A 22,453-nucleotide genomic window follows, 5' to 3' on the forward strand; every position below is an offset into this window, starting at 1 on the left:
TGGCTGCGCTTTTTTGGCGGACCGAGGGCCCGCCGGCTGCATTCAGTCGCGCTCGATGCACATGGCGATGCCCATGCCGCCACCGATGCAGAGGGTGGCGAGACCCTTCTTGGCGTCGCGCTTGCCCATCTCGTGCAGCAGGGTGACCAGAACGCGGGCTCCGGAAGCACCGATGGGATGGCCGAGCGCAATGGCCCCGCCGTTGACGTTCACCTTGTCGATGTCCCAGCCCATGTCCTTGTTCACGGCCAGGGCCTGGGCGGCGAAGGCCTCGTTGGCTTCGACCAGATCGAGGTCGCCGGGCGCCCAGCCGGCCTGTTCCAGGGCCTTGCGGCTGGAGGGGATGGGGCCCGTGCCCATGATCGAGGGATCGACGCCGCAGGTGGCCCAGGAGACGATGCGGCCCAGGGGCGCAACGCCGCGGGCCGCTGCGTCCTCGGCGGACATCAGGACAACCGCCGCGGCGCCGTCGTTGATGCCGCTGGCGTTGCCGGCGGTCACCGAGCCTTCCCTGTCGAACGCGGGTCGCAGACCCGAAAGGGACTCCGCCGTCACGCCGTGGCGCGGGAACTCGTCGACGTCGACGATGGTCTCGCCCTTGCGGGTCTTGATGGTGACCGGAACGATCTCCTCGTTGAAGCGGCCGGACTTCTGGGCCGCTTCGGCCTTGTTCTGCGACCCGGCGGCAAAGGCGTCCTGCTCTTCGCGGGTGATCTGCCACTGCTTGGCGACGTTCTCGGCCGTGTTGCCCATGTGGTAGCCGTTAAAGGCGTCCCAGAGCCCATCCTTGATCATCGAGTCGACCATCTTCAGGTCGCCCATCTTCTGGCCGTTGCGCAGGTGCGCCACATGGGGCGCCTGGCTCATGCTTTCCTGGCCGCCGGCCACGACGATACGGGAGTCGCCGGTCTTGATGGCCTGCTGGCCGATGGCGACGGCGCGCAGGCCCGAGCCGCAGAGCTGGTTGATCTGATAAGCCGTCTTCTCGACGGGGATACCAGCCTCGACGGCGGCCTGACGGGCCGGGTTCTGCCCGGCGCCGGCGGTGAGGATCTGGCCCAGAACGGCCTCGTCGACCTCTTCGGCCTCGACTTTGGCGCGCTTCATCGCCTCCTTGACGGCCACCGCCCCGAGGTGGGAGGCCGGCACGCTGGACAGGCCCCCATTGAAGGAACCAACGGGGGTGCGGGCCGCACCGGCAATAACGACTTCGGTCATATCGGAGATCTCCCGTGTTGTGGGCGGAGCGCTTCTCTTCGCGATGAAGCGGCGACCCGCAGTCCTTGCGTCCCGGAAGGGCTCAGGACGCGCAGCCTTGACGAACCTGTTCCTGATATAAGGACAGACGAGCCCGCGGTGCAAGCCGTGCGGGAAAAGCGTACCGTCCCGCGGCTAGTTCGGCCCTGCCGTGCGGGCCAGAATCCACTCCTGGAGCGGCTGCCAGACATCCGCCTCCGCCCTGCCGCCCACCATCATGCCGATATGGCCGACCGTAGGGGTAGCGGTCTCCCCCGCCGGCAGAGCGTCGGCCAGGGCGAGGGCCGAGGCCGGCGGGACGATGCGGTCCTGCGCCGGGATGACGCTCAGCGCGGGCAGCGTGACGGCGGCCGGGTCGACCGGATTGCCGGCCAGCAGCCACGCGCCCCGGGCGGCGGCATTGTCACCGTACCAGCGCCCGAGGCATTCGCGCGCCACCGGCGCCGCCAGGGGAATGCCGTCATTCAGCCAGTCCTCCAGGGCCACGAACGCCGCCGCCTTCGACGATGCGGGATCGAGCCTGGCAAAGCTGAGGAACTTGCGCACCACCAGATGCGGGTCCAGGCTGGCGAAAAGCGCCTGGATCAGGTCCACCGGCATCTCGCCCATGACCTCCAGGAGCGGCGCCGCCAGAGGCAGGCAGGCGGCGGCGAGACGGCTGTGAGGGGCGTTGTCGGCGTGGAAGTCCCAGGGCGTCGCCAGCAGGACCAGGGCTTCGAGATCCTCCTGCCGCCGCGCCGCCAGCCCGAGGGCCAGCAGGCCGCCCATGCAGTAGCCGATGGCCAGCGGCTTGCGGCCGCCGTCCTCGACGACGAAGTCGAGCGCCCGCTCCAGGCGCCCGGCGATATAGTCGGTCAGGGTAAAGGCGCGCTCCTGCGCGCGCGGGCGGCCCCAATCCACCAGCAGCGGGCGCAGGCCGCGGGCGGCCAGCCAGCGCAGGAAGGAGCGCCCTTCCATGAGGTCCAGGACGTAGGCCCGATTGATGAGCGAGGGAATCACCAGCAGAGGGGCCGCTGCCGCGTCGGCCGCAGCGGCTTCTGGGCAGGCGCCGTAGTCGAGCAGGCGGGTGTCGCCCTCCTGCCAGATCACGGGAGGGTCGGCGAGCCGGCGGCGGTAGGGGTGGTGGCGATATGCCTCGATGCCCTGGGCGAGCAGGGTCATCCGCTGGATCACCTCCCGCTCCACTGCGGCGGAAAACGCCTCCGGATCAGCTGTCCCGAGCTTTTGCCTTAGGTTTTCGGCGCGCTCTGCCAGATCCCCCTTCCAGGGCAAGGATCCGTTGCTCCAAAGCGGCAAGGCGGTCCGCGATGACGCCCAGGTCAGCCCCGCCGCCGTCAGATGCAGCGGCAGCGGCCGCGGCCCCAGGCGCCCTGGCTGGGCGGGTGGCTGCGCCGCTCCGCTGCTCGTCTTCGCGCCGTCCATTCGTCGACCCATCCTTTTCCGGCCCGCCGCCCTTCGCCGACGCAGCGGCCCGCAGACCCGCCGCCGGTCCGCCCTGGGCCGCCGCCAGCATGCTCGCCATGGCCGCCGGCCAGGCCCCCCAGACCGCGGGCAGGCCCGCTGCCGTGACCCCCAGCGAGGCCATGACCCGCTGCATGGCTTCGGCAAAATCGGGGTCTGCCGCCAGCGCCGTCATTTGGTCCTGCCAGAGGTCGACATAGCGCCGCGCCAGCTCTTCAAGCTCATCGGTCTGGCTCATTGCGCGGCCAGTATAACCGCCTCCCACAGGCTCTGACCAGTCGAGCCCCGGGACCAGAACCGGCCGCCGCCGCCGCCGAAAGACGGCAGGCCACCGCCGAAAGCGCCACAAAGCCCCGGGAAATCCGGCCCGGAGACGGGCGTTGACAGGCCGTGATGCGGCGCAGCAATATCCCTAGGCGGAAGCGGAATACCCGGCAGCGCCTGTGCTGCCACCCCCAAGGCAAGGGCCTCCGCCGCCGCAAACGATGAGAACGCCGGTTGCGAAAGCCTCATGAGGAAAGTCATGAGCGGGGCGCGCGGCGGGAAAGGCAAGGGAACTTGGCGGCTTCCAGCAAAGGCGGAAAAAACCGGAATGGGAACGACGGTCCCATTACGATCAAGAAGTACGCGAACCGCAGGCTCTACAACACGGCGACCAGCAGCTATGTGACCCTGGACCATCTCTGTCAGATGGTGCAGGACGATGTCGACTTCGTCGTCTACGACGCCAAGAGCGGTGAAGACATCACCCGGGCGGTGCTGACGCAGATCATCGTCGAGGAGGAGTCCAAGGGTCAGAACCTGCTGCCGATCAACTTCCTCAGGCAACTGATTTCGTTTTACGGCGATTCCATGCAGTGGATGGTTCCGCGCTATCTGGAACACATGATGGAAAGCTTCGCCCAGAACCAGGACCGCATGCGCCAGTCGATGCAGGAGACCTTCGGCAACATGTTCCCCTTCGGCAATCTGGAAGAGATGGGCAAGCAGAACATGGCGCTGTTCGAAAGCGCCATGCGCATGTTCTCACCCTTCCCTGCCGACCAGGATGAAAACGGCGACAAGCCGGCGGCCGAGAACGGCCGCGCCGATACCAAGGCCGAGGCCTCGTCGGAATCCCTGGAAGATCTGAAGGCGCAGATCGATCAGCTGCAAAAGCAGATCAACACACTCACCAAAGACAAGACCTAGAGCGGATCCGGGGAAACCCCCGGCCTCAATCCCCGACGGCCAGAGCGCCTATCGGCGCGGCATCGCCCTGCTGCAGGCGCAGCAGGCGCTCATCAACATCGGGCCGGCCGAAGTAGTAGCCTTGAAGCAGGTCGACACCCTCCGCTGAAAGGTAGTCGGCATCCTCCCGGGTCTCCACGCATTCGGCAACCGTGGCCACGCCCAGAGTCTGGGCCAGAGCCAGGAGATTGCGGATGAAGATCTGATTTTCCTTGTCCGTGGTGATGTCGCGGATAAAGGAGCCGTCGATCTTCACCACGTCGACGGTCAGGGCGCGCAGGTGGTGGAAGGTGGTGAAGCCGGAGCCGAAGTCGTCCAGCGCGACCTCGCAGCCCAGCGTCCTGAGGGAGGCGACGAAACGGGATGTTTCGTCGATATCCATCAGCGCCGCGGTCTCCGTGATTTCGACGACCAGGCGTGAGGCCAGCTCGCGCCGCCCCTTGAGGCGGGCGATCAGGCCGCGCTGCCACGACCGCTCCGTCGCCGTCAGGCCGGAGATGTTGATCGCCAGCCGGACATCGGGATAGCGCTCCAAGGCGGCAAGCGCCAGATCGCGCACCCGATTGTCGATGGTGCGCATCAATCCAAGCTGCTCGATCGCGGGGATGAACTCGGCGGCGGGAACCAGGGCGCCCGACCTGTCGTACATGCGCACCAGGCATTCGAAGTAACGAACCGCATGGGACTGCGCATCGACAACCGGCTGGTAGGACAGCGCGATGCGGCCGTCGTGCAGAGCCTCCTGCACTTCTTCGCCGACATCCATGCTGGCGCGGTAGTCCAGGCGTTGCGCTTCGCTCAACTCATAGAACCGCAGGCAGTCGCGGCCGGCGGCCTTGGCCTGCTGCAGGGCGCTTTCCGCTTTGGTCATGGTGTCGACCGCGGTCTTGCTCTCCCGGCAGAAGGCCACCGCGCCGATGGAAACGGTAACATGGATCCGCTCGCCAGCGACCACCACGGGGTTCTCGCGCATGCGCTGCAGAATGCGCTCTGCGGCGGCCCGGGCCTTGTCCTTGCTGCAAACGGACAGCAAGGCGCCGAAGCAGTCGCCACTGGGCCGGCCGATCACGTCGGCGGCGCGCAGGCAATCGTCCAGGCGGCGGCCAAGCTCGATCAGCACGGCGTCGCCGACCTCATAGCCATACCCTGTGTTGATGCGGTCGAGATAGTCGATACCGATGACGATATAGACGCCGGGCTGCCCGAAACGCTGCGACTGGGTGAGTGCGTGCTCCAGCGCTTCGCGCATCCGCAGTTTGTTGTAGTGGCCCGTCAGGTCATCGAAGTTGGCGAGATACTGGAGGCGTTCTTCGTGGCGCTTGCGCAGGGTGATCAGGCGGATCACACCGGTCATGCGCGCCGGAACGCCGGCCGGCGAGTACTGCACACTGCCGCGGTCGTGCAGCCACTGGAAGTCGCCCTGGCCGGTGCGGATGCGGAACTCGCAATCGTAGTTCGTGGAGCCGGCGAAATGATCCGACAGCAGACGGCGTCGGCGGGGAATGTCCTCCGGACTGACCCGCAGCTGCAGCTCTTCGCCGCTGCGCGGCACCGGCAGGTCGTTGCTCTCGAAAAGCGCCTCTACGTCGCCGCCGAAGACGATCCGATCGGTTGCCAGATCCCAATCGTAGACGACATCGCCGGACGCCCGGATCGCCGCTCGCAGGCGCCCGAGTTCCATTCCTGTGTCGTCCTCGTTCGTGGCATCGATCACGCCGCAGCTCTCCTACCTGAAGCTGAACCATCGCACCTCAATGCTGGCGCAATCGTCCCCGGCCCTGAAGGCGCCATCTGGCACCCGACTTCAACGAATCTGTCAGTGCCCCCTTAAAGAAACATGAACATTAGAGGAGGGTTTGTTGTGAATTTTCACACAAGCTTGGTATAAGCTTAGTAAATATAGATCAGTTCGTTTAGGTATCGGGGTTTTATAGATAATTTTATTGGTTAATGTATAAACCAAACTAGAATCAATGCTTGATAAATTTTTCATAAGATGCATCTATTGTAGACGAGGATGAAAGGACCGAGCTGGATCCAGGCCCGATGACCGGTGTTCCCAAGATGCTGCTGCTGCCCGCGCCCGGCGCCAAGCCGTTGGCGCCGTCCGGCGCTGCCGGCCAGGGGTCCGGGCCCCGGCAGCCGGTCGAGGCTGTGACCAGAACCACGCCGCCGCGCTCCGGCAGCGAGGAGGCCGCCGCGCGGGCCCTGGTGGAGCAGCGCGCCGGGGAGGGGCGGAACGGCACGGCAGGGCGCGATCGGGCCGCGGCTGCGCAGGAGCCGGTCAAGGGCCGCCTCGTCGGCTTCTCCCGCCTGTCGTCCATGCCTTTCATGGTCCAGGTCCTGGGCCAGCAGGCGCTGGCCGAACGGGCGCCGGCGACTGCAGCCCAGAGCCCCCTCTCGCAGCATCGCGACGGCGCCCTGATGGGCAGCGACCTCTATCGCAAGGCCGGCGGCGAGCCGGAATTCATGCCCGAGAACGCAACGCTGGTGCGCTTCGCCGTCTAAGGGCCCTTGTGCGGCTTTGACGGACCGGCCCGGTCCCCTGCGTTACGCCTTCTCCTGCGTTACGCCTTCCCTTCGGTGCGCCTGTAGCGGGGCTTTGACTGCCAATCGCATGGCTGCCCTTTACACAGGAGTCGAGTAGTCACGGGTGGAGTACTCAGGGGGCCGACTACTCAAGGGGGCCGAGTACTCAGGGGTCGGGCGCAGGCCGGCTTCAGAATCTCTGCGTCTTTTCGGCATTCGTCTTGTGGGCCAGTACCAGAAGCGTATCGCCCGACTTCACGGCCTTGCCGTCAGGGTGCTTCACCTGCTCGTGCTTGCCGCGGTGGATCTTGCCGTCGGCGGGCGAGCGATAGCGGTATTCGACATAGGTGACCTTCACCAGCCTGTAGTCCTTATAGGCCGGATGGGTCTCATGAATTCGCTTCATGGAGGCACAGGGACCGTGATCGGTCGTCGTCGTGGTCTTTGAGAGAACGCCGCGCTCGCGCTTCGTCATGTAGCAGAGTGCCTCGACCTTGGTCACCCGCGCCATCGTCTCTTCATAGTTGGTGGCGCGGTCGACCTGCATATAGAAAAAGAACCCGGCGAAACCCAGCGGGATCAGCACGATTTTGATCAGCAGCCTGTTCATGAGGGACCTCCCGGACGGCGAAGGGCGCCAGTGCCCGCAGACTGCGCCCGGGCACGCAAAGATTCTCTTAAAAGGAGCATTCTTCGCAGAGTTAATTCAATTGCCGGTACCTGCCCCCGGCATCGGGAGCGAACGCCCCGACTGTCTCGCCTGCCCGACTGTCTCGCCTGTTCGACTGCCCTGCCTTATCGCCCGTCCTCTTCCGCGACGCCGAGGGGCTGGTCGCGGCTCTGCCGCTCCTCGCGCGGCATCTTGTTGAAGAACTCGCGGTAGCACTTGGAGAAGTGGGAGGCGGAGACGAAACCGCAGGCCAGCGCGACGTTGAGGATCGACATGGCCGTCTGCTTCAAAAGGGTGCGCGCCCGGTAGAGGCGCAGTTCCAAGTAATAGCGGGTCGGCGTGCGGGCCAGGTACTTGCGGAACAGGCGCTCGAGCTGACGGTTGGAGAGCGCGGCCCGGCGGGCCAGCTCGGCCCGGGACAGCGGCTCCTCCAGGTTGTCCTCCATGAGTTCCACGACCTGAAGCAGCTTCGGGTGACTGATCCCCAGGCGCCCCTGAAGGCTCATGCGCTGATGATCGTGGGTCTCGCGGATGCGTTCGTGAATGAACTGTTCGGCGACCCGGGTCGCGAGGTCGCGGCCCAGGCGGTCGCCGATCAGGCTCAGCATCATATCCAGCGAGGCCGTCCCGCCGGAGCACGTCAGACGGCCCCGGTCGACCTCGAAGAGTTCGCCGGTGATGTCCAGTTCGGGGAAGTCCTCGCGGAAAGCGTCCAGGTTCTCCCAATGCACCGTGCAGCGGTAGCCCTGCAAGAGACCGGCCCAGGCCAGAAGGTAGCTGCCGGTCGAGAGCGCGCCGACACGGCTGCCGCTGCGTTCCAGGCGGCGCAGCGCGGATATGCCCGGCGACTCCCGAAAGCGGTGAATGTCCATGCCGCCGACCACGATGAAGTAGTCCGGCGACTGGCAGGCATCGAGCGCGCAGTCCGGCAACATGCGCAGCCTGTCGGAGGCCGGGGCCGGCCCGCCGTCCTCCGTAACGATCTGCCAGTCGTAGTAAGGCGTGCCCGTCAGGCGATTCGCCACGCGCAGCGGTTCCACCGCGCAGCTGAATGCCAGCATCGAAAAACCTGGCAACAAAAAGAAGGCAAAGGTCTGCTGCGTTTCGCCGCTGCGCTTGACGTCCACGGTTCTATGGCCTCTCCCCGACCGGGCTCCGCCCCCCGCGAAGCCCCGTATCGCCGACAGCATACCCACAACCTGCCGCCGGACAATGGGCTCGACACACGCTCCGAAGCCGTGCACCGCCACGCCCGAAGGCCCCAAGGGGAAAGCTGCCCGCGATGGGCGGCTGGCGCCTCCGCAGTTGGGAAATCAGCGCACGGGAACCGACAGTCGTTGCGCCGTCCTTGCAGCCGCAGCACCAGCGCCGCAGGAAGGTTTCCAGCGGCGCTTCGAGGGGCCGGCGCGCCGGGGCGGGTGTCGAACCCTGCCGGGGCGTCCCTATTTTGACCCTGGCGTAGAGCCGCCCAGATGACGATAGATTCATCTTGTACGAGAGGTTGATGCGGTCTCGCTGCGATCACCGAAGCGTCAAAGCGACACTCCGGGCAGCCGCCGCCACTAAAAAAGTCTGTGAGTTAGGGTTGCATGGCAATTTTGCGGCCCTAAGTTGAATATTATAAGGTCAGGATGCCCATTGATTGATGGGCGCCGGCCGGCGCCCTGCGACTATTGCGGCGCCACAACGGGCGCGCGGCGCAGAAAATGAATTATCTTTCGGTATTTTAGAGACGCCATCTGCGCAGAGGGACGCTGTGCCGGAACGGCTCGTGAAGGCTGTTCCGCCAGAGTTTTAAAAGTGTCCTCGCGAAAAAACTCTTGCCATATTTACTTCATAAAGTGATTATTCGATATTGCCGTATCGATTAGATTCTTACTTAAGGTTGGGCAGGAATCACAGCAAAATGGTGAAATCGAGTGGAAACTGTATCTGCTAACATCCAAAGCGTTGAGAAGTTCGTCGGTCAACGTATCCGCGAGCGGCGTACCATGCTGGGACTGACCCAGCAGCAGCTTGCCGAGATGATCGGCGTAACCTACCAGCAGGCCCACAAGTACGAGCGCGGCATCAACCGCGTCTCGGCCGGCCGGCTGTTCGAGATCGCCAAGGTGCTCGGTGTCGATATCGGGTTCTTCTACGAGGGCCTGAACAGCGAAGACGGGCGCCTGAACGAGCGTCAGCGGATGTGCCTTGACCTGGCACGGAACTTTACCCGTATCTCGAACGACCGCCATCAGGAGGCCGTGAGCCAGCTGTGCCGCGTCCTGGCGGACGGACGGACCCACTAAAGGGTCGGCCAACGGCTTTGAGCGAGGACTGCCCGGCCACAGGCCCGGCAGTCCCGTTCTGCGGCCCCGCTTCCCGCCGGGCGCCTGGGCGTCGGCGATGCGCGACCGGAACCCCGCGCGGCATGGCCATGCGAAGCGCTCCCGCGCCGGAGCGATCAGCGCCGCGCAACAACAGCCGGTTGCGCATAAAAGGCCTTGAACCGAAGCCGTGACGGCTCGAAGCTTCGGGGCTTGGCCGCACCAAGCGCCGCAGCCTCTGTCCGAACCAAAGCCTTAGACTGGCCCAAAACCCTAGACCGGATCGCAAAGTGTCTTTCCTGCTTCCGCAACAGCAGCTGGTGCTGGAACTTCTGCGCATGTCCGGCGAGATTGGCGTCACGGAACAGACGGCGGAAACCATTCTCTGGCGCACCCTGCGCGAGTGCCGCGCCAAGGGCTGGCTCACCATCACCGAGGTCAGCCCCGGGGTCCATTCGGTCGCCCTGACCCCTGCGGGCCGCCGCACAGTCGAGGCGGAGTCGCCCGTGAAGGCGGCGAAAGGCTAAGCGGGCCGGGAAGCAACAGGCAGCCGGCGCCTGCGCTTACCTTGTCAGATCTGGCTTCATGAAGCCGTCATACTTCTGTAACCTTTCAATCACGGGGCGGGACTACTCTCCGGCGTTCTGCGGTCGGGCCCCGGCATTCGGCCCTCGAGCGCGCCTGAGTTCACTTCCCGACATTTCCACCGGAGGCTCCCACGATGCCATCGCTTCGTTATGCTGCTGCCGGCCTGCTGCTTGCCGCGCTCGCCGTCTTCCTTCCCAACTCTTCCGCCCTGGCCGTCTCGGGCAAGCTGGTCGTCTATACCTCCCAGCTTGAGAAGGACGCCCAGCAGACGGTCGATGCCTTCAAGGCCAAGTATCCGGATGTCGAAGTGGAGTGGACCCGCAACGGCACCTCGAAGCTGATGAACATCCTGCGTGCGGAGATCTCCGCCGGCGAGATCAAGCCCGATGTCCTGCTGATCGCCGACATCATCAACATGGGCCAGTTGAAGAAGGAAGGGCGCCTGCTGCCCTACAAGGAGGCCGCGGTCGGCCCCTACGACAAGGCGCTCTACGATGCCGACATGACCTACTTCGGCACCAAGCTGATCACCACCGGCATCGTCTACAACACCGCCGCGCCGATGAAGCCGAAGTCCTGGAGCGACCTGCTGGCCGCCGAGGCCAAGGGTCTGGTCGCGATGCCGAGCCCGCTCTACTCCGGCGCCGCGCTCAACCACATGCACAGTGTCGTGAATGCACCGGGCCTGGGCTGGGATTACTACGAAGGCCTTGCCGGCAACGACATCACGCCCAAGGGCGGCAACGGCGGCACCTTCAAGGCGGTTGCCAGCGGCGAAAAGCTTTACGGCATCGTCATCGACTTCCTGGCCATCCGCAACAAGCTGGAAGGCTCGCCGGTCGACTTCGTCTTCCCCGAGGAAGGGGTGAGCGCGGTGACCGAGCCGGTGGCCATCCTCTCGACGTCCAAGAACGTCCCGGCCTCCCAGGCCTTCGTCGACTTCATCCTTTCGGAAGAGGGCCAGACGCTGGCGGCGGCGCAAGGCTTCCTGCCCGCCCATCCGACCGTCGCACCGCCGCCGGGCTTCCCCGCGCAGTCCGAGATCAAGCTGATCGGCTTTGACGCCGATCAGGCGATCGAGACGGACAAGACCGCGCGGATGAAGTTCACCGAACTGTTCGGCGAGTAATGTCGCCTTCGGAGGCCGGCGCCCTGGCCCGAAGCCCGGGCGCCGGCCCCGATAAGGCAGGTCCCGGCGCAGACAGGTCTTCCCGCCTCTGGCGCGGAACCGGCGAGCAGGCGCTGCTCGCCTTCCTCGTGCTCTTCGTCGGCCTGATCGCCGTGCTGCCTCTGGCGCGGCTTTTGTGGGAGGCCATCGCCCCCGGCGGCACGCCTTCCCTGGCAACCATCGAAGAAGTGCTGGCGCGCCGCTCCACCTGGCGCGCGACCTGGCACAGCATCGAGGTCTCCCTCGGCGGCACGATCATCAGCCTGCTGCTCGGCAGCTTCTTTGCCTTCCTCGTCGCGCTCACCGACATCCGCGGCAAGGCGGCGCTGGTGTTCTGCTTCATGCTGCCGATGATGATCCCGCCGCAGGTGACCGCGCTGTCGTGGATCCAGGTCTTCGGTCCCTCCAGCAGCCTGCTGAACATGCTGGGCCTGGCCCCGCCGCTCGGCACGCCCCATCCGCTCTATTCCCGCGAAGGCATCATCCTGCTGCTCGGCATTCAGCACGCCCCGCTGGTCTTCCTTGCCCTGCGCGCGGGGCTGCGCGCCATGCCCAAGGAAATGGTGGAGGCCGCGCGGGCCAGCGGCGCCTCCGGCCGGCAGGTCTTCCAGACCATCGTGCTGCCGCTGATGATGCCCTCGCTGGTCGCCGGCACGGCGCTCGCCTTCGTCTCCGCCGTCGGCAACTTCGGCATTCCGGCCATGCTGGGCATCCCGGCGCGCTACTCCGTGCTGCCGACCCTGATCTACCAGCGGCTCTCCGATTTCGGGCCGGACATCATCAGCCAGATCGCCGTGCTCTCGGTGCTGGTCAGCGTGATCGCCGCCGCGGGCTTCGGCCTGCAGGCCTGGTTGCTGCGGCGGCGCGACTACCGCACCATCGGCGCCCCCTCGCAACCGCTGTTCTACGAACTGGGGTCCCGGCGCCGGCTGGTGGAGGCCCTGTGCTGGCTGATCATCGTCTTCATCCTGGTGCTGCCCCTGGCCGCCCTCCTGGCTGCCTCCCTGGTGAAAGCCTACGGGCTGTCGCTTTCGCCCGAGACCTTCACGCTGCGCCACTATGCCGATGCCGTCCTCAGCCACGACGCCACGGCGCGCGGCTTTGTAAACAGCTTCATGCTGGCGGGCGCAACGGCGGTGCTGCTGATCGCGCTGGCGGTGCCGCTGGCCTACTTCATCGTCTGGCGCCGCACAGTCCTGCTGCGGGTGCTGAACGGTCTGGCAGAACTGCCCTATGCCCTGCCCGGGGCGGTGCTGGCCATCGCCGCCATCCTGGTGTTCCTGAAGCCGATCCCGCTGCTCGGCGTCTCGCTCTATGGCACGCTGTGGATCATCTTCGCCGCCTATCTGGCGCGCTTCCTCACCCTCGGCCTGCGCCCGGTGATCAGCGGCTTCTACCAGCTCGACCGCACGCTGGAAGAGGCGGGGCAGATGGCCGGGGCCGGCTTTTTCCGGCGCCTGGCCACCATCGTGCTGCCGCTGACCGCACCGGTGGCCGCAGCCGGCGGGCTGCTGGTCTTCCTCACCGCCTTCAATGAGATCCAGGTCTCCGCCCTGCTCACCTCCTCCGGCGCCGAGACCATCGGCGTCATCATCTTCTTCCTCGACGAAAGCGGCAGTTCCTCCATGGCTTCCGCCGTCGCGGTGATGGTGGTCGCGGTGGTGCTGGGGCTGATGCTGCTGGCCGGCAGCCTCGCCAAGCGCCTGCCCCGCGGCGTGCTGCCCTGGGAGGCCTAACCGAAAACCGCGAAGGTCGATCACTAAACGCACCCTTCGAGACGATCCTTCGGATCTCCTCAGGGTGAGGGTGAACACCCAAACTGATTGACCTCATGCTGAGGAGACCGTGCAGCGGTCGTCTCGAAGCACGTTGTCAATCAACTGGCCGGGATCACCCAGCCGTCCTGCAAGGTGAGGCGCACCGCGTCGCCCCGGGCCGGCGCGCTGTCGTCCGGCAAGGTGAGCTGCAACCGCGCCGCCGGATCGGCTTCCGGCGCCACCTCCACCGCCGTCACGCCGCCCTTGTAAGTGACCTTGAGCGCCCGTCCACGGATGGCGCCCTCCGGCGTGAGAACCAGATCCTCCGGCCGCAGGCAGACCCTGGCCGGCCCCTGCTGCTGGTCCGGCGCACAGCGCAGCACGAAGTCGCGCCCCAGGACGGTGGCGGCGCAGCGCCCCTCGCGCAGCAGGGAGGAGACCTCGGCCGGCACGATGCTGCCCTGACCGATGAAGTCCGCCACCATATCGTTCTGCGGCTTGCGGTAGAGGTCCCGCGGCGCGGCAAGCTGGGCGAGGCGCCCGTCGTGCATCACCGCGATGCGGTCGGCCAGGGTCATGGCCTCCGCCTGATCGTGGGTGATGTAGACCATGGTGGCGCCGGTCTTGGCGTGGAAGGCGGCAAACTCTTCTTCCATCGCCGCGCGGAGATGGACATCGAGGTTGGCCAGGGGTTCGTCCAGCAGCACGATGCGCGGCTCCATCACCAGGCAGCGCGCCAAGGCCACCCGCTGGCGCTGGCCGCCGGAAAGCTCCGCCGGACGCCGCTCCTCCAGGCCCTTCAGGCCCACAGTCTCCAGCGCCGCGGCAACGCGGCGGTCGTAGTCGCTGCCGCGCACCTTCTGAACGCGCAAAGGGTAGCCGACATTGCCGGCAACGCTCATATGCGGCCAGAGCGCGTAGGACTGGAAGACGATGCCAATGCGCCGATCTTCGGTGGCCAGGTGATGGGCATCGGAGGAGGCCAGCAGGTCGCCCAGATGGATGCTGCCCGCGTCCAGCCGCTCGAAGCCGGCGATCAGGCGCAACAGGGTGGTCTTGCCGCAGCCGGAGGGGCCCAGCACCGCCAGGAACTCGCCGTCAGCCACATCGAGGCTGACGGCGTCCACCGCGCGGGTCTCGCCGAAGCGCTTGGAGACGGAGGAGATCGTGAGGGCGACCATGGTTCCCTGGGTGGCGGGTTTGTTACAACGCAAAGACGGCCCTGGCTTAGCCTGCCGCCGCCGCTGCGGTCAAATGACGCTTCAGAGAAACAGGCAGAAGAGCGCGTAGCAGCGGCCAAGGAGACCGGTGAAAACGAAGTATAGAACGGCGTCGACCAGCAGGCCGAGAACGAGGACCGGCAACCCGACGTAGAGCAGGAAGTAGTAGAGCGCCCAGCCGGTAAAGCGGCGCTTGGGAATGCGGTGGCCGCGGATTTCGGGAACGGCCGGCCCGGGCGACCCGGACGACTCGGTGGAAGGCTCTGCCATGGCCGCAGACTAAGCGTTGTCGCGCGCGGAGAAAACCGGGAGACTGCGCCCATGGTCGCCGTTCCGGACACCGCCACGGAAGTCGCCTGGGAGCCCTGTGCGCGCGCGCGCTGGGAGGCGCTGTTTCGCGCGGCCGGCAAATCCAGCCTGGAACAGGCCTGGGCCTACGGCCAGGCCGTCGAAAGCGAACATGGGCTTACGGTGGAGCGCGGCCTCGTGGCCGCGGGCGGTGAGCCCCTGGCCCTGGTCCAGAGCTTTTGCCGCCACCGGGCGCTCGTCCGCTTTACGCGGGTGATGCGCGGGCCGGTCTGGCTCATCGACCCGTTGCAGGACCCGCGCGCATCTCAGGTCTGCGCGGCGGTCGCCGATCATTATCGCCGGCGCCGCTTCGGCGACTTCCTGCTGTGGCTGGCGGAGCTGCCGCAGGACGCCCGCAGCGATGCCATGCTGCGGGCCCTGGGCCTGCGCCCGGTAGTGACCGGCTACAGCTCGGTCTGGCTCGACCTCGACCCGCCGCTGGAGACCCTGCGCGCAAAGCTCCACGGGAAGTGGCGCAACGCCCTGCAGCAGGCAGAGAAATCCGGGATCACGGTGGAGGCGGTCGACCACCCGCGCCGCCTCAACCAGATGCTGCTGCTCTACGACCGCTTCCGCCGCAAGAAGCGCTTCCTCGGGCCCAACGGCGACTTCATCGCCGCCCTGGCGCGCGCCGACCGCGATGCTGTGATCGCCCTCACGGCGCGCCGCGACCGCGACCTGGTCGCCGGAGTGATCCTGGTGCGCCACGGCGCCGCCGCCACCTACCTCGCCTCCTGGACCAGCGACGCCGGGCGCGCCGGGCAGGCCCACAACCTGCTACTCTGGCGCGGCATCGAAACGCTGAAGGCCGACGACTGCCGCTGGCTCGACCTCGGCGGGGTCAACACCGAAAGCCAGCCCGGCATCGCCCGCTTCAAGCTCGGCCTCGGCGGCGACGTCTTTACGCTGGCGGGGACGTATCTGTAGACGGGCCTTTAAGCGGCCATCCAAACGCGGGTCAGGCGAGCTGCCCGCCGGTGGCGTCGAAGTCCATGCCGTTGAAGGCGGTGGCCGCGTCGGAGGCGAGGAACATGACCCCCTCGGCCATCTCATGCGGGTCCATGATGCGCGGCGTCACGAAGGTCGGCGCGGCCGCTTCGTAGGTAAAGCCCTGGTAGTCGAAGCTTTCGCGCAGCATCGGCGTGTCCACCGCAAGGGGCGAGATCGACACCACCCGGATGTTGTCCTTGGCCAGTTGGGCGCCGGCCTTGGTCAGGCCGGCCACGGCGTGTTTCGAGGCATTGTAGTGGGCGGTGTTGGGAAAGCCGCGATGGGCCGCGACGGAGGCCATGTTGACGATCACGCCGCTGCCCTGCGCCTTCATCACCGGGATGGCGTACTTCATGCCGTAGAAGACGCCATAGGTATTGGTGCGCAGCATGTCGTCGAAGTTCTCGAGCGCGATGTCCTCGATCAGGCCCGGGGTCATGAAGATACCGGCGTTGTTGAACAGCACGTCGAGCCGGCCGTAGGTGGAGACGGTGGCGGCGATGAAGGCTTCGACCTGCGCGGGGTCGCGCACATCGGTGACCATCCAGGTCGCCTCGCCGCCCTTGGCGCGGATCTCGGCTTCGACCTGCTGTCCCAGGGCATCGCGGCGCGCGGTGATGACGACCTGCGCGCCGGCCATGGCAAAGGCATGGGCGGTCGCCGCGCCGATGCCGGAGTTGCCGCCGGTGATCGCCACCACCTTGCCGGCGAAAGCGCCCTCCGGGTCGGCACGGTCGGGCGCCGCAAGCGGGTTCAGTGCGTTTGCCTTTGCCGTCGAGGCGGCCGCCGCCGTGGCTGCGGTCGCGGCCAGGCCAAGCGCCCCGCGGGCGAGGAAGGAACGGCGGGGGACGGAGGTTTCCGATGTCATCGCGAGGGTCCTTTCAAACAGGGGACAGAAAGGCCGAGCGTGGAACCGCTGCTGCTCAAGCCTTCGCTGTAACGTCTCCGGGGATGTTGCCGGCTTAACTGCCGGGCGTGTTGCGCACGAAGGTGCTGCCGCGTTCGGCAGTCGCGGTGAAGGTCATGGCGCTGATCTTCCAAGCGCCGTCCACCCGCGCGAAGCCGTGCAGGTAGGTGCCCCAGACCTCCCACAGCGGGTTGCCGCCGTTCTCCGGCAGGGCGCCGCGTTCCATGCGGTTCCAGGCATAGCCATGGCTGAGCATCACGGCGGTGTCGGCGCCGGTGAAGGTGATGCGTTGGTTGCCGCGCAGGTGAAAGCTCTCCTTCTCCGCCGTCAGGTTGGCGGACCAGCCGGCGATCAGGTCGTCAGCGGGAATCGTCGCCGGCTCGCCGCCCGCCAGCGAGGTGAAGTCGACATCGATCTCATCGGTAAAGAGACTGCGGGCCAGGGCCCAGTCCTTGGCGTCGACAGCGGCGTCCAGGGTATCGGCAATCCGGATCATCTCGGCCCGGTCTACCAGGGTCTCGGCGGTCACGGGGCTGCCCGCAAGGACCGGGGCCGCCATCTGGGCCTGCGCGGTCTGAAAAGGGCCGCTGAAGGGCAGCGCCACGGCAAGGGCGGCTGCGAGGGCAAGGGTCTTCATCGGCCATCTCCATCGCGTTGTGTTCCGATAGGCTGGAGATAGGCGGCTCAACCAATAACCACAAATACCGTTATGGTCTGGGAGCGATGCTTCTCAGGCATCATTCATCCAGGACGGTCTCGATCAGGAGCGCCGTCAGACTGCCCGGACTTGTCCGGTGGATGAAGACGAACTCCAGAGGCACGGACAGCCCCTTCACCTTGCGGAACTGAACGCCGCGCGGCGGGCGCTGCATGTTGGCCGAGTTGACCAGGGCGCAGCCGACACCCGCCGAGACGAGGCTCAGGATTGTCGTCTCGTTATTGGCCCGTTGAACGATCCGCGGTTCCAGGCCAAGCGCCGCCATAGCGGCGGTCTGGCGATCGAAGTAGGCCGGCGCGGCTTCGCGGGGGAAGGAAACCATCGGCAGCCCGTCGATGTCTTCCGGCTCGAGCGGTCCGTCGCGATCGAAAACCGTGTCGGCGGAGGCGGCAAGCACCACGTCGTCTGTGGCCAGCGGATGCGCCGCCAGCGTGCCCTCGACAAGATTGTCCTGGCGGTAGACGAAGCCGGCGTCGAGCAGGCCATCGCGCACGGCATCGATCTGCGCGATCGATCCAAGCGGCACCACATCAAGCTGAATGTCGGGATAGGCCCGCGCGAAGCGGTTCAACGCACGCGGCAGAGGCCCGGACCACGATGCATTTTCCAGCAGACCGATCTTCAGGGTTCCACCGCCGCCGCGCGACACGCGCTGCGCCTTCTCGACGGCGGCAGAGGTCCGCGCCAGCACGTCGCGCGCCTCTTCAGCAAAAACCTTTCCGGCATCGGTCAGAACGACGCCGCGCCCTTCGCGACGCAACAGATCGAAGCCGAGTTCGGCCTCAAGATCCTTGATCTGCCGCGAGACGGCGGGCTGGGCGACGTTCAGGCGCTCTGCGGCATGACGCAGACCGCCATGATCGGCGATGGCAACGAAGTACCGAAGATGCCTGAGCTCCATGCCTCCAATGATACTTCAGGAGCATCATTGGAGGAATAATTCAATAGCCAGGAGTATCGGTACACAGCCGACAGGCAGCGCCCACTTCAGGTCGCTCGCCGCCCTATTGAACGGCCGTGATCAGCCCGCAGGCGACCCGGGGCCCCGAACCGCCGATCGGCTGGGACATGTGGTCGTCCGGGTTCTCATGGATGACAAAGGTCGACCCATCCTCGTCGAGAAGGTTGTGCGGGCCTTCGACAAGCGACACCAGGGTGTTGAACGCCTCCATCTCGCCGATTCCGTCAGCCCCGACGAAGAGATTGGGGAGATCGCCGGCCTCCGGCCCGTTGGGGTTCAGCAGCCCATGGCCGCCCTCGATAAGACCGATATGGCCCTTTGCCGTGGTGAAGCCCTCTTCGGGATCGCAGGCCCCGTGACTGTGCAGATGGAAGCCGTGGGCACCCGGTGTCAGCCCCGACACCCGGATATGGAGCAGGACGCCCGTCGGTCCCTGCCGCAGGGAGGCCGTGCCGATCTCCTCCCCCTGAAGATTGATGATGGTGGCCTGGGCCTGCACCGGCGCCGCATGGCCGTCGGCAAAAGAGGGGGCAGCAGCAGCGGTCATCATCAGGCCGGCGGCAGCAAGAGAGGAAACAGCAAGGGCGCGAACACGCATGGTCATCGACTCCGAATGATTGCAAAGACAAGAGATGTGGCCGGCGCGCGATACCGGCAATCCCCGGCAGGTGACATTTGAGGGCCGTGGAACGATCTCTGCGCGGTCTCCCTAATCGGATGAATGGTCTCCCTAATCAGACAAGCAAAATGCTTGTTGAATTGGCCTGACCGCATCGGAAGGTGTGTAAGCTGCCGGGACGGGTGCTTCCTTCAGCGGGGACTCAACACATGCCCGAAACCGACTGCATCATGTGCCGCGGCGCCGAGGCCGACGGCGAACTCGACCGCACCGAGATCTGGCAGGATGCGCACTGGCGGCTGACCTTCAGCCTCTCTTCGGAGGTGCTGGGCTTCTCCTATCTGGAGCCGAAGCGCCACATCTCCCATATCCATGCCCTGGACGGCGACGAGGCAAAGACTTTCGGGCCGGCCCTGGCGCGCAGCACCAAGGCGCTGAAGGAGGCCACCGGCGCCGAGGTCGTCTACGTCTACATCTTCGGCGACGGCGTTCCCCACCTGCACCTGCACCTTGCCCCACACCGCGCCGGCGACGCGCTGAACGATCAGATGATCAAGGGCGAAATCGTCGAGGAGAAGCTGCCGAACGGCATGACCCGCTTCTACAGCCCGGAGTTTCCGGCGCTGCCGCGCGAGGACCTGCAGGAGACGGCGGAGCGGGTGAAAGGTCTTCTGAACCCCTGAGCGTGCTGCCGGTCCCTCAAGGGACCGCCCCGGATGTCGCTCAGGAGCAGCCGCGGTCCAGATCGCCCTCCCGCGCGTCGTGGAAGCGCAGCAGGATGCGCCGCGGAAAGAAGCGCCTGATGTTGCGCCGCACGTCGCGCTCCGCGCGGCGGGGGTCGAAGCCGGCCTGGGGGTCGCGGCTGAAAGCCGCCGTGGTGGAGAAGTCGAGAAACTTGGCGTGCACCGTGGTAGTCGGGAAGCGCCAGATCATGTGGTAGTCCAGCGGCACCCCGCCGCTCTTCGCCTGGGCGCAGACCTGGCTGGGTTCGCCGTAAGCCGCTTCCAGGCTTTCCACCAGACGCTCGAACGCCGCCGGCGTCGCGCCGACCCGACGGCGCTCCAAGAGCACCTGGCGCAGGCGGTCGCTGGCCTCGTCCATCTGCAGATAGGCCGTGAAGACAAGGCCGCCGACATTGGCCTCCGGCACGCTGAGCTCCGCATAGGCGCCGCCGTAAAGCCAGCGCCCCGGCAGCGGCTGCGCCGCCGCCCCCAGAGCCGCTTCCAGTTCAGCGGCGGTCATGCCCCAGCGCGCCGCCCCCCAGCCCGGAAGATCCTGCGGTTCCGCTTGCCCAGGTTCCGCTTTCCCAGGTTCTGCGGTCCCGGAGAACAGCAACGCCAGCACCACGATCAGAAACTGCGGTCTCATCGTTCTCATGTGGTGCGGCCCCGCCAGAAGGGCAAAAGGCGGTCACGGAAAAGTGCGGCGGCCTCCCCCAAAGAGAGACCGCCGCCAGTGGCAAGTTGCGGACCGCCCGGCAGATCGAGCGGATCTGAGCGGCCCAGGTGATCAGACGGGAAATGCGCGGTCAGATCGCATTCTTGCCCATCTGGTCAGCGATGTAGTCGGCCTGGCGCAGGGCCAGCGCGACAATCGTCAGGGTCGGGTTCTCCGCCGCGCCGGTGGTGAACTGGCTGCCGTCGGAGATGAACAGATTGGCAATGTCGTGGGTCTGGCCCCACTTGTTGACCACGCCGTCGCGCGGCTTCTCGCTCATCCGGTTGGTGCCCAGGTTGTGGGTCGAGGGATAGGGCGGTGTCGGGAAAGTGCGCACCGCGCCCACCGCGTCGTAGACCGCCGCCCCCTGCTTATAGGCATGATTGCGCATGGCGATGTCGTTGGCATGGTCGTCGAAGTGCACGTCGGGCACCGGCAGACCGTGCTGGTCCTTCATCGTCGCATGCAGGGTGATGCGGTTGGTCTCCTGCGGCATGTCCTCGCCCACCAGCCACATGCCGGCCATGTGGTCGTACATGTCCATGGCCGAGGTGAAGCCGCGCCCCCAGGCGCCGGGGTTAAGGAAGGCGGCCATGAACGGCAGGCCGAGCGACAGCGTTTCCATCTCGTAGCCGCCGACGAAGCCGCGCGAGGGATCGTTGACCGACTCGTCGGTGATGATCCCCGCCATGGTGGTGCCGCGGTACATGTGCACCGGCCGGTCGAAGACGGCATAGACGCTGCCGGTCATGTGGCGCATGTAGTTGCGCCCCACCTGGCCGGAGGAGTTGGCAAGGCCGTCGGGATACATCGCCGAGGCGGAGTTCAGAAGCAGCCGCGGCGACTCGATGGAATTGCCGGCCACCGCCACCGCCCGCGCCTTCTGCCGGTGCTGCTTGCCCTCGGCATCGGCATAGAGCACGCCGGTCACCTTGCCGGAACTGTCGTGCTCGATCTGCAGCACCTGGCTGTTGGGCCGCACCTCCAGCTTGCCGGTCGCCTCGCCCTTGGGGATCTCCGCATAGAGCGTCGACCACTTGGCGCCGGTCTTGCAGCCCTGGAAGCAGAAGCCGATCTGCTGGCAGGCGCCGCGGCCGTCGCGGTCGGCGGAGTTGATCGCCATGCGGCCGGTGTGACAGCTCTTGTAGCCCAGCTTGTCGGCGCCGGCCTTCATGACCTTGAAGTTGTTGTTACCCGGCAGGCCGTCGATGCCGTGGGTGCGGGTCACGCCCATGCGGTCTTCGGCCTTGGCGTACCAGGGCTCCATATCAGCCAGGGTGATCGGCCAGTCCAGCAGGTTGGCGCCGGCGATCTCGCCGTAGGTGCTGCGCACCTTGAACTCGTGCTCCTGAAAGCGCAGCGAGGCGCCCGCCCAATGCACTGTGGAGCCGCCCACCGCCTTGACGATCCAGGCCGGCAGGCCGGGGAAGTCCCTGGCGACCCGCCAGTCGCCGGAGGTGGTGCGGGCGTCGAGCCAGGAGATCTTGCCGAACATCCCCCACTCGTCGTTTTCGAAGTCGTCGATCTCGTGGCGGCCGCCGGCCTCCAGGATCACGGTTCGGATGCCCTTCAGCGCGAGCTCGGTGCCCAGCGTGCCGCCGCCGGCGCCGGAGCCGATGACGACGACCACGCTGTCGTCGTTCAGATCGAATGTCTTTGCCATGGTTCGTCCTCCCCGCTCAGGCTTCCAGCCAGTCGATGTCGTCGAAGCCGCGGCTGATGTAGCCGCCCTTCTCCGCCGAGGCGCCCTCGTAGCCGAACTTGGCCCAGACCTCCGGCTGGTTGTAGAGCCCGGTGACGAGGCCGCCGCGGATCTTCTGGAAGAAGGCGCCGTCCTCTATCGAAGTCAGGATGGCGACGCGGTCCTCCTCCCAGGCGACGTCGCGGTAGCCGCCGCCGTGGCGCGCCTGGGCGGTCGCATCCAAGAGGTCGACGCCGCTCTCCAGCATGGCTTTCAACGCCGCGTCCTCGCCGGCCGAGGCGTCATAGCCGATCATCGCCTGGGCATAGAACTTGTCCGCCAGGTGATCGTGCGGATAGGTGTCGCGGGCCATCTGCACCAGCGTTGCCATGCTCTCGGGCCGCAGGGTCTTCACCTCCATGGCCCAGGCCCCGCCGGAGCCCATCACGATCCCGCCGTTGACAACGGCGATGATGCCGGCGGTGCCGGCCCCGGCGGTCTTCAGAAACCGCCGGCGCGTCACCTTCGTGCGCTTATCCAACGTCCTCATGGGCTTTTCCTCCTCAGATCCTCTGCTTTGTTCTTTGTTCTTTGCTTTTCCGG

The 22,453-nt window shown here is 66.3% G+C and carries 23 protein-coding genes; 8 read left to right on the forward strand and 15 right to left on the reverse strand.

The window, feature by feature from the left end; translation table 11 throughout:
- Positions 1 to 42: 42 nt before the first annotated feature.
- The 3 genes from ACO06P_RS11790 to ACO06P_RS11800 all read right to left on the reverse strand — a co-directional run bounded on the left by ACO06P_RS11790 (position 43) and on the right by ACO06P_RS11800 (position 2,956).
- Complete coding sequence (locus ACO06P_RS11790) at positions 43 to 1,218, reverse strand: acetyl-CoA C-acetyltransferase (protein WP_420345439.1); 1,176 nt, start codon at positions 1,216 to 1,218, stop codon at positions 43 to 45.
- Between the two features lie 174 nt (positions 1,219 to 1,392).
- Complete coding sequence (locus ACO06P_RS11795; protein WP_420345440.1) at positions 1,393 to 2,418, reverse strand: alpha/beta fold hydrolase; 1,026 nt, start codon at positions 2,416 to 2,418, stop codon at positions 1,393 to 1,395.
- A gap of 46 nt (positions 2,419 to 2,464) precedes the next feature.
- The gene (locus tag ACO06P_RS11800) at positions 2,465 to 2,956 is read right to left on the reverse strand and encodes a hypothetical protein (protein WP_420345441.1); all 492 of its coding nucleotides are present in this window, start codon (positions 2,954 to 2,956) and stop codon (positions 2,465 to 2,467) included.
- Between the two features lie 320 nt (positions 2,957 to 3,276).
- Here ACO06P_RS11800 and phaR point away from each other — a divergent pair, with 320 nt between their 5' ends.
- Positions 3,277 to 3,909: a polyhydroxyalkanoate synthesis repressor PhaR gene (phaR, locus tag ACO06P_RS11805; protein ID WP_420345442.1), complete on the forward strand. Its 633-nt coding sequence runs from the start codon at positions 3,277 to 3,279 to the stop codon at positions 3,907 to 3,909.
- A gap of 25 nt (positions 3,910 to 3,934) precedes the next feature.
- Here phaR and ACO06P_RS11810 read toward each other — a convergent pair whose 3' ends face one another.
- Positions 3,935 to 5,662: a putative bifunctional diguanylate cyclase/phosphodiesterase gene (locus tag ACO06P_RS11810; RefSeq protein WP_420345443.1), complete on the reverse strand. Its 1,728-nt coding sequence runs from the start codon at positions 5,660 to 5,662 to the stop codon at positions 3,935 to 3,937.
- Between the two features lie 332 nt (positions 5,663 to 5,994).
- Between ACO06P_RS11810 and ACO06P_RS11815 the strand changes: the two genes are divergently transcribed.
- Positions 5,995 to 6,456, forward strand: coding sequence for a hypothetical protein (locus ACO06P_RS11815; protein WP_420345444.1), 462 nt, complete (start codon positions 5,995 to 5,997; stop codon positions 6,454 to 6,456).
- Positions 6,457 to 6,667: 211 nt separating this feature from the next.
- Here the strand turns inward: ACO06P_RS11815 and ACO06P_RS11820 are convergent, their stop codons facing one another.
- The gene (locus ACO06P_RS11820; RefSeq protein ID WP_420345445.1) at positions 6,668 to 7,087 is read right to left on the reverse strand and encodes a hypothetical protein; all 420 of its coding nucleotides are present in this window, start codon (positions 7,085 to 7,087) and stop codon (positions 6,668 to 6,670) included.
- 185 nt (positions 7,088 to 7,272) lie between these two features.
- Positions 7,273 to 8,208 carry a GlxA family transcriptional regulator gene (locus ACO06P_RS11825; RefSeq protein ID WP_420345446.1) on the reverse strand — a complete coding sequence of 312 codons (936 nt, stop codon included), beginning with the start codon at positions 8,206 to 8,208 and terminating at the stop codon, positions 7,273 to 7,275.
- Positions 8,209 to 9,138: 930 nt separating this feature from the next.
- Between ACO06P_RS11825 and ACO06P_RS11830 the strand changes: the two genes are divergently transcribed.
- The 4 genes from ACO06P_RS11830 (at position 9,139) to ACO06P_RS11845 (ending at position 12,948) form a co-directional block, all read left to right on the forward strand.
- Positions 9,139 to 9,438: a helix-turn-helix domain-containing protein gene (locus ACO06P_RS11830; protein WP_421938202.1), complete on the forward strand. Its 300-nt coding sequence runs from the start codon at positions 9,139 to 9,141 to the stop codon at positions 9,436 to 9,438.
- Positions 9,439 to 9,746: 308 nt separating this feature from the next.
- On the forward strand, positions 9,747 to 9,983 hold the full coding sequence (locus ACO06P_RS11835) for a hypothetical protein (RefSeq protein ID WP_420345448.1): 237 nt from the start codon (positions 9,747 to 9,749) through the stop codon (positions 9,981 to 9,983).
- Between the two features lie 194 nt (positions 9,984 to 10,177).
- On the forward strand, positions 10,178 to 11,173 hold the full coding sequence (locus tag ACO06P_RS11840; protein ID WP_420345449.1) for an ABC transporter substrate-binding protein: 996 nt from the start codon (positions 10,178 to 10,180) through the stop codon (positions 11,171 to 11,173).
- The gene (locus ACO06P_RS11845; RefSeq protein WP_420345450.1) at positions 11,173 to 12,948 is read left to right on the forward strand and encodes an ABC transporter permease; all 1,776 of its coding nucleotides are present in this window, start codon (positions 11,173 to 11,175) and stop codon (positions 12,946 to 12,948) included. The genes ACO06P_RS11840 and ACO06P_RS11845 overlap by 1 nt, the downstream gene beginning before the upstream one ends.
- A gap of 140 nt (positions 12,949 to 13,088) precedes the next feature.
- On the opposite strand, the gene ACO06P_RS11850 is transcribed toward ACO06P_RS11845, so the two are convergent.
- Together ACO06P_RS11850 and ACO06P_RS11855 are read right to left on the reverse strand one after the other, a co-directional pair.
- The gene (locus ACO06P_RS11850) at positions 13,089 to 14,150 is read right to left on the reverse strand and encodes an ABC transporter ATP-binding protein (protein ID WP_420345451.1); all 1,062 of its coding nucleotides are present in this window, start codon (positions 14,148 to 14,150) and stop codon (positions 13,089 to 13,091) included.
- Positions 14,151 to 14,231: 81 nt separating this feature from the next.
- A complete protein-coding gene (locus tag ACO06P_RS11855) occupies positions 14,232 to 14,459 on the reverse strand; it encodes a hypothetical protein (protein WP_420345452.1) in 228 nt (75 codons plus the stop codon).
- A gap of 51 nt (positions 14,460 to 14,510) precedes the next feature.
- Here ACO06P_RS11855 and ACO06P_RS11860 point away from each other — a divergent pair, with 51 nt between their 5' ends.
- On the forward strand, positions 14,511 to 15,464 hold the full coding sequence (locus tag ACO06P_RS11860; RefSeq protein WP_420345453.1) for a GNAT family N-acetyltransferase: 954 nt from the start codon (positions 14,511 to 14,513) through the stop codon (positions 15,462 to 15,464).
- A 31-nt stretch (positions 15,465 to 15,495) separates the two neighbouring features.
- Here ACO06P_RS11860 and ACO06P_RS11865 read toward each other — a convergent pair whose 3' ends face one another.
- The 4 genes from ACO06P_RS11865 to ACO06P_RS11880 form a co-directional block, all read right to left on the reverse strand.
- On the reverse strand, positions 15,496 to 16,395 hold the full coding sequence (locus ACO06P_RS11865) for an SDR family NAD(P)-dependent oxidoreductase (RefSeq protein WP_420345454.1): 900 nt from the start codon (positions 16,393 to 16,395) through the stop codon (positions 15,496 to 15,498).
- A gap of 94 nt (positions 16,396 to 16,489) precedes the next feature.
- A complete protein-coding gene (locus tag ACO06P_RS11870; RefSeq protein ID WP_420345455.1) occupies positions 16,490 to 17,071 on the reverse strand; it encodes a nuclear transport factor 2 family protein in 582 nt (193 codons plus the stop codon).
- Between the two features lie 100 nt (positions 17,072 to 17,171).
- Positions 17,172 to 18,053 (reverse strand): LysR family transcriptional regulator, encoded by an 882-nt coding sequence (locus tag ACO06P_RS11875; protein WP_420345456.1) that lies wholly within the window; start codon positions 18,051 to 18,053, stop codon positions 17,172 to 17,174.
- A 103-nt stretch (positions 18,054 to 18,156) separates the two neighbouring features.
- Positions 18,157 to 18,717, reverse strand: coding sequence for a superoxide dismutase family protein (locus tag ACO06P_RS11880; RefSeq protein WP_420345457.1), 561 nt, complete (start codon positions 18,715 to 18,717; stop codon positions 18,157 to 18,159).
- A gap of 224 nt (positions 18,718 to 18,941) precedes the next feature.
- Between ACO06P_RS11880 and ACO06P_RS11885 the strand changes: the two genes are divergently transcribed.
- Positions 18,942 to 19,415, forward strand: coding sequence for an HIT family protein (locus ACO06P_RS11885; protein WP_420345458.1), 474 nt, complete (start codon positions 18,942 to 18,944; stop codon positions 19,413 to 19,415).
- 40 nt (positions 19,416 to 19,455) lie between these two features.
- On the opposite strand, the gene ACO06P_RS11890 is transcribed toward ACO06P_RS11885, so the two are convergent.
- The 3 genes from ACO06P_RS11890 to ACO06P_RS11900 form a co-directional block, all read right to left on the reverse strand.
- Positions 19,456 to 20,109: a hypothetical protein gene (locus ACO06P_RS11890; protein WP_420345459.1), complete on the reverse strand. Its 654-nt coding sequence runs from the start codon at positions 20,107 to 20,109 to the stop codon at positions 19,456 to 19,458.
- A 151-nt stretch (positions 20,110 to 20,260) separates the two neighbouring features.
- Complete coding sequence (locus ACO06P_RS11895) at positions 20,261 to 21,832, reverse strand: GMC family oxidoreductase (protein ID WP_420345460.1); 1,572 nt, start codon at positions 21,830 to 21,832, stop codon at positions 20,261 to 20,263.
- Between the two features lie 16 nt (positions 21,833 to 21,848).
- Positions 21,849 to 22,400, reverse strand: a complete 552-nt coding sequence (locus ACO06P_RS11900) for a twin-arginine translocation signal domain-containing protein (protein WP_420345461.1) — start codon at positions 22,398 to 22,400, stop codon at positions 21,849 to 21,851.
- Positions 22,401 to 22,453: the final 53 nt, after the last annotated feature.

The sequence above is a fragment of the Pelagibius sp. genome, assembly GCF_965227505.1.
Classification (GTDB): domain Bacteria; phylum Pseudomonadota; class Alphaproteobacteria; order Kiloniellales; family Kiloniellaceae; genus Pelagibius.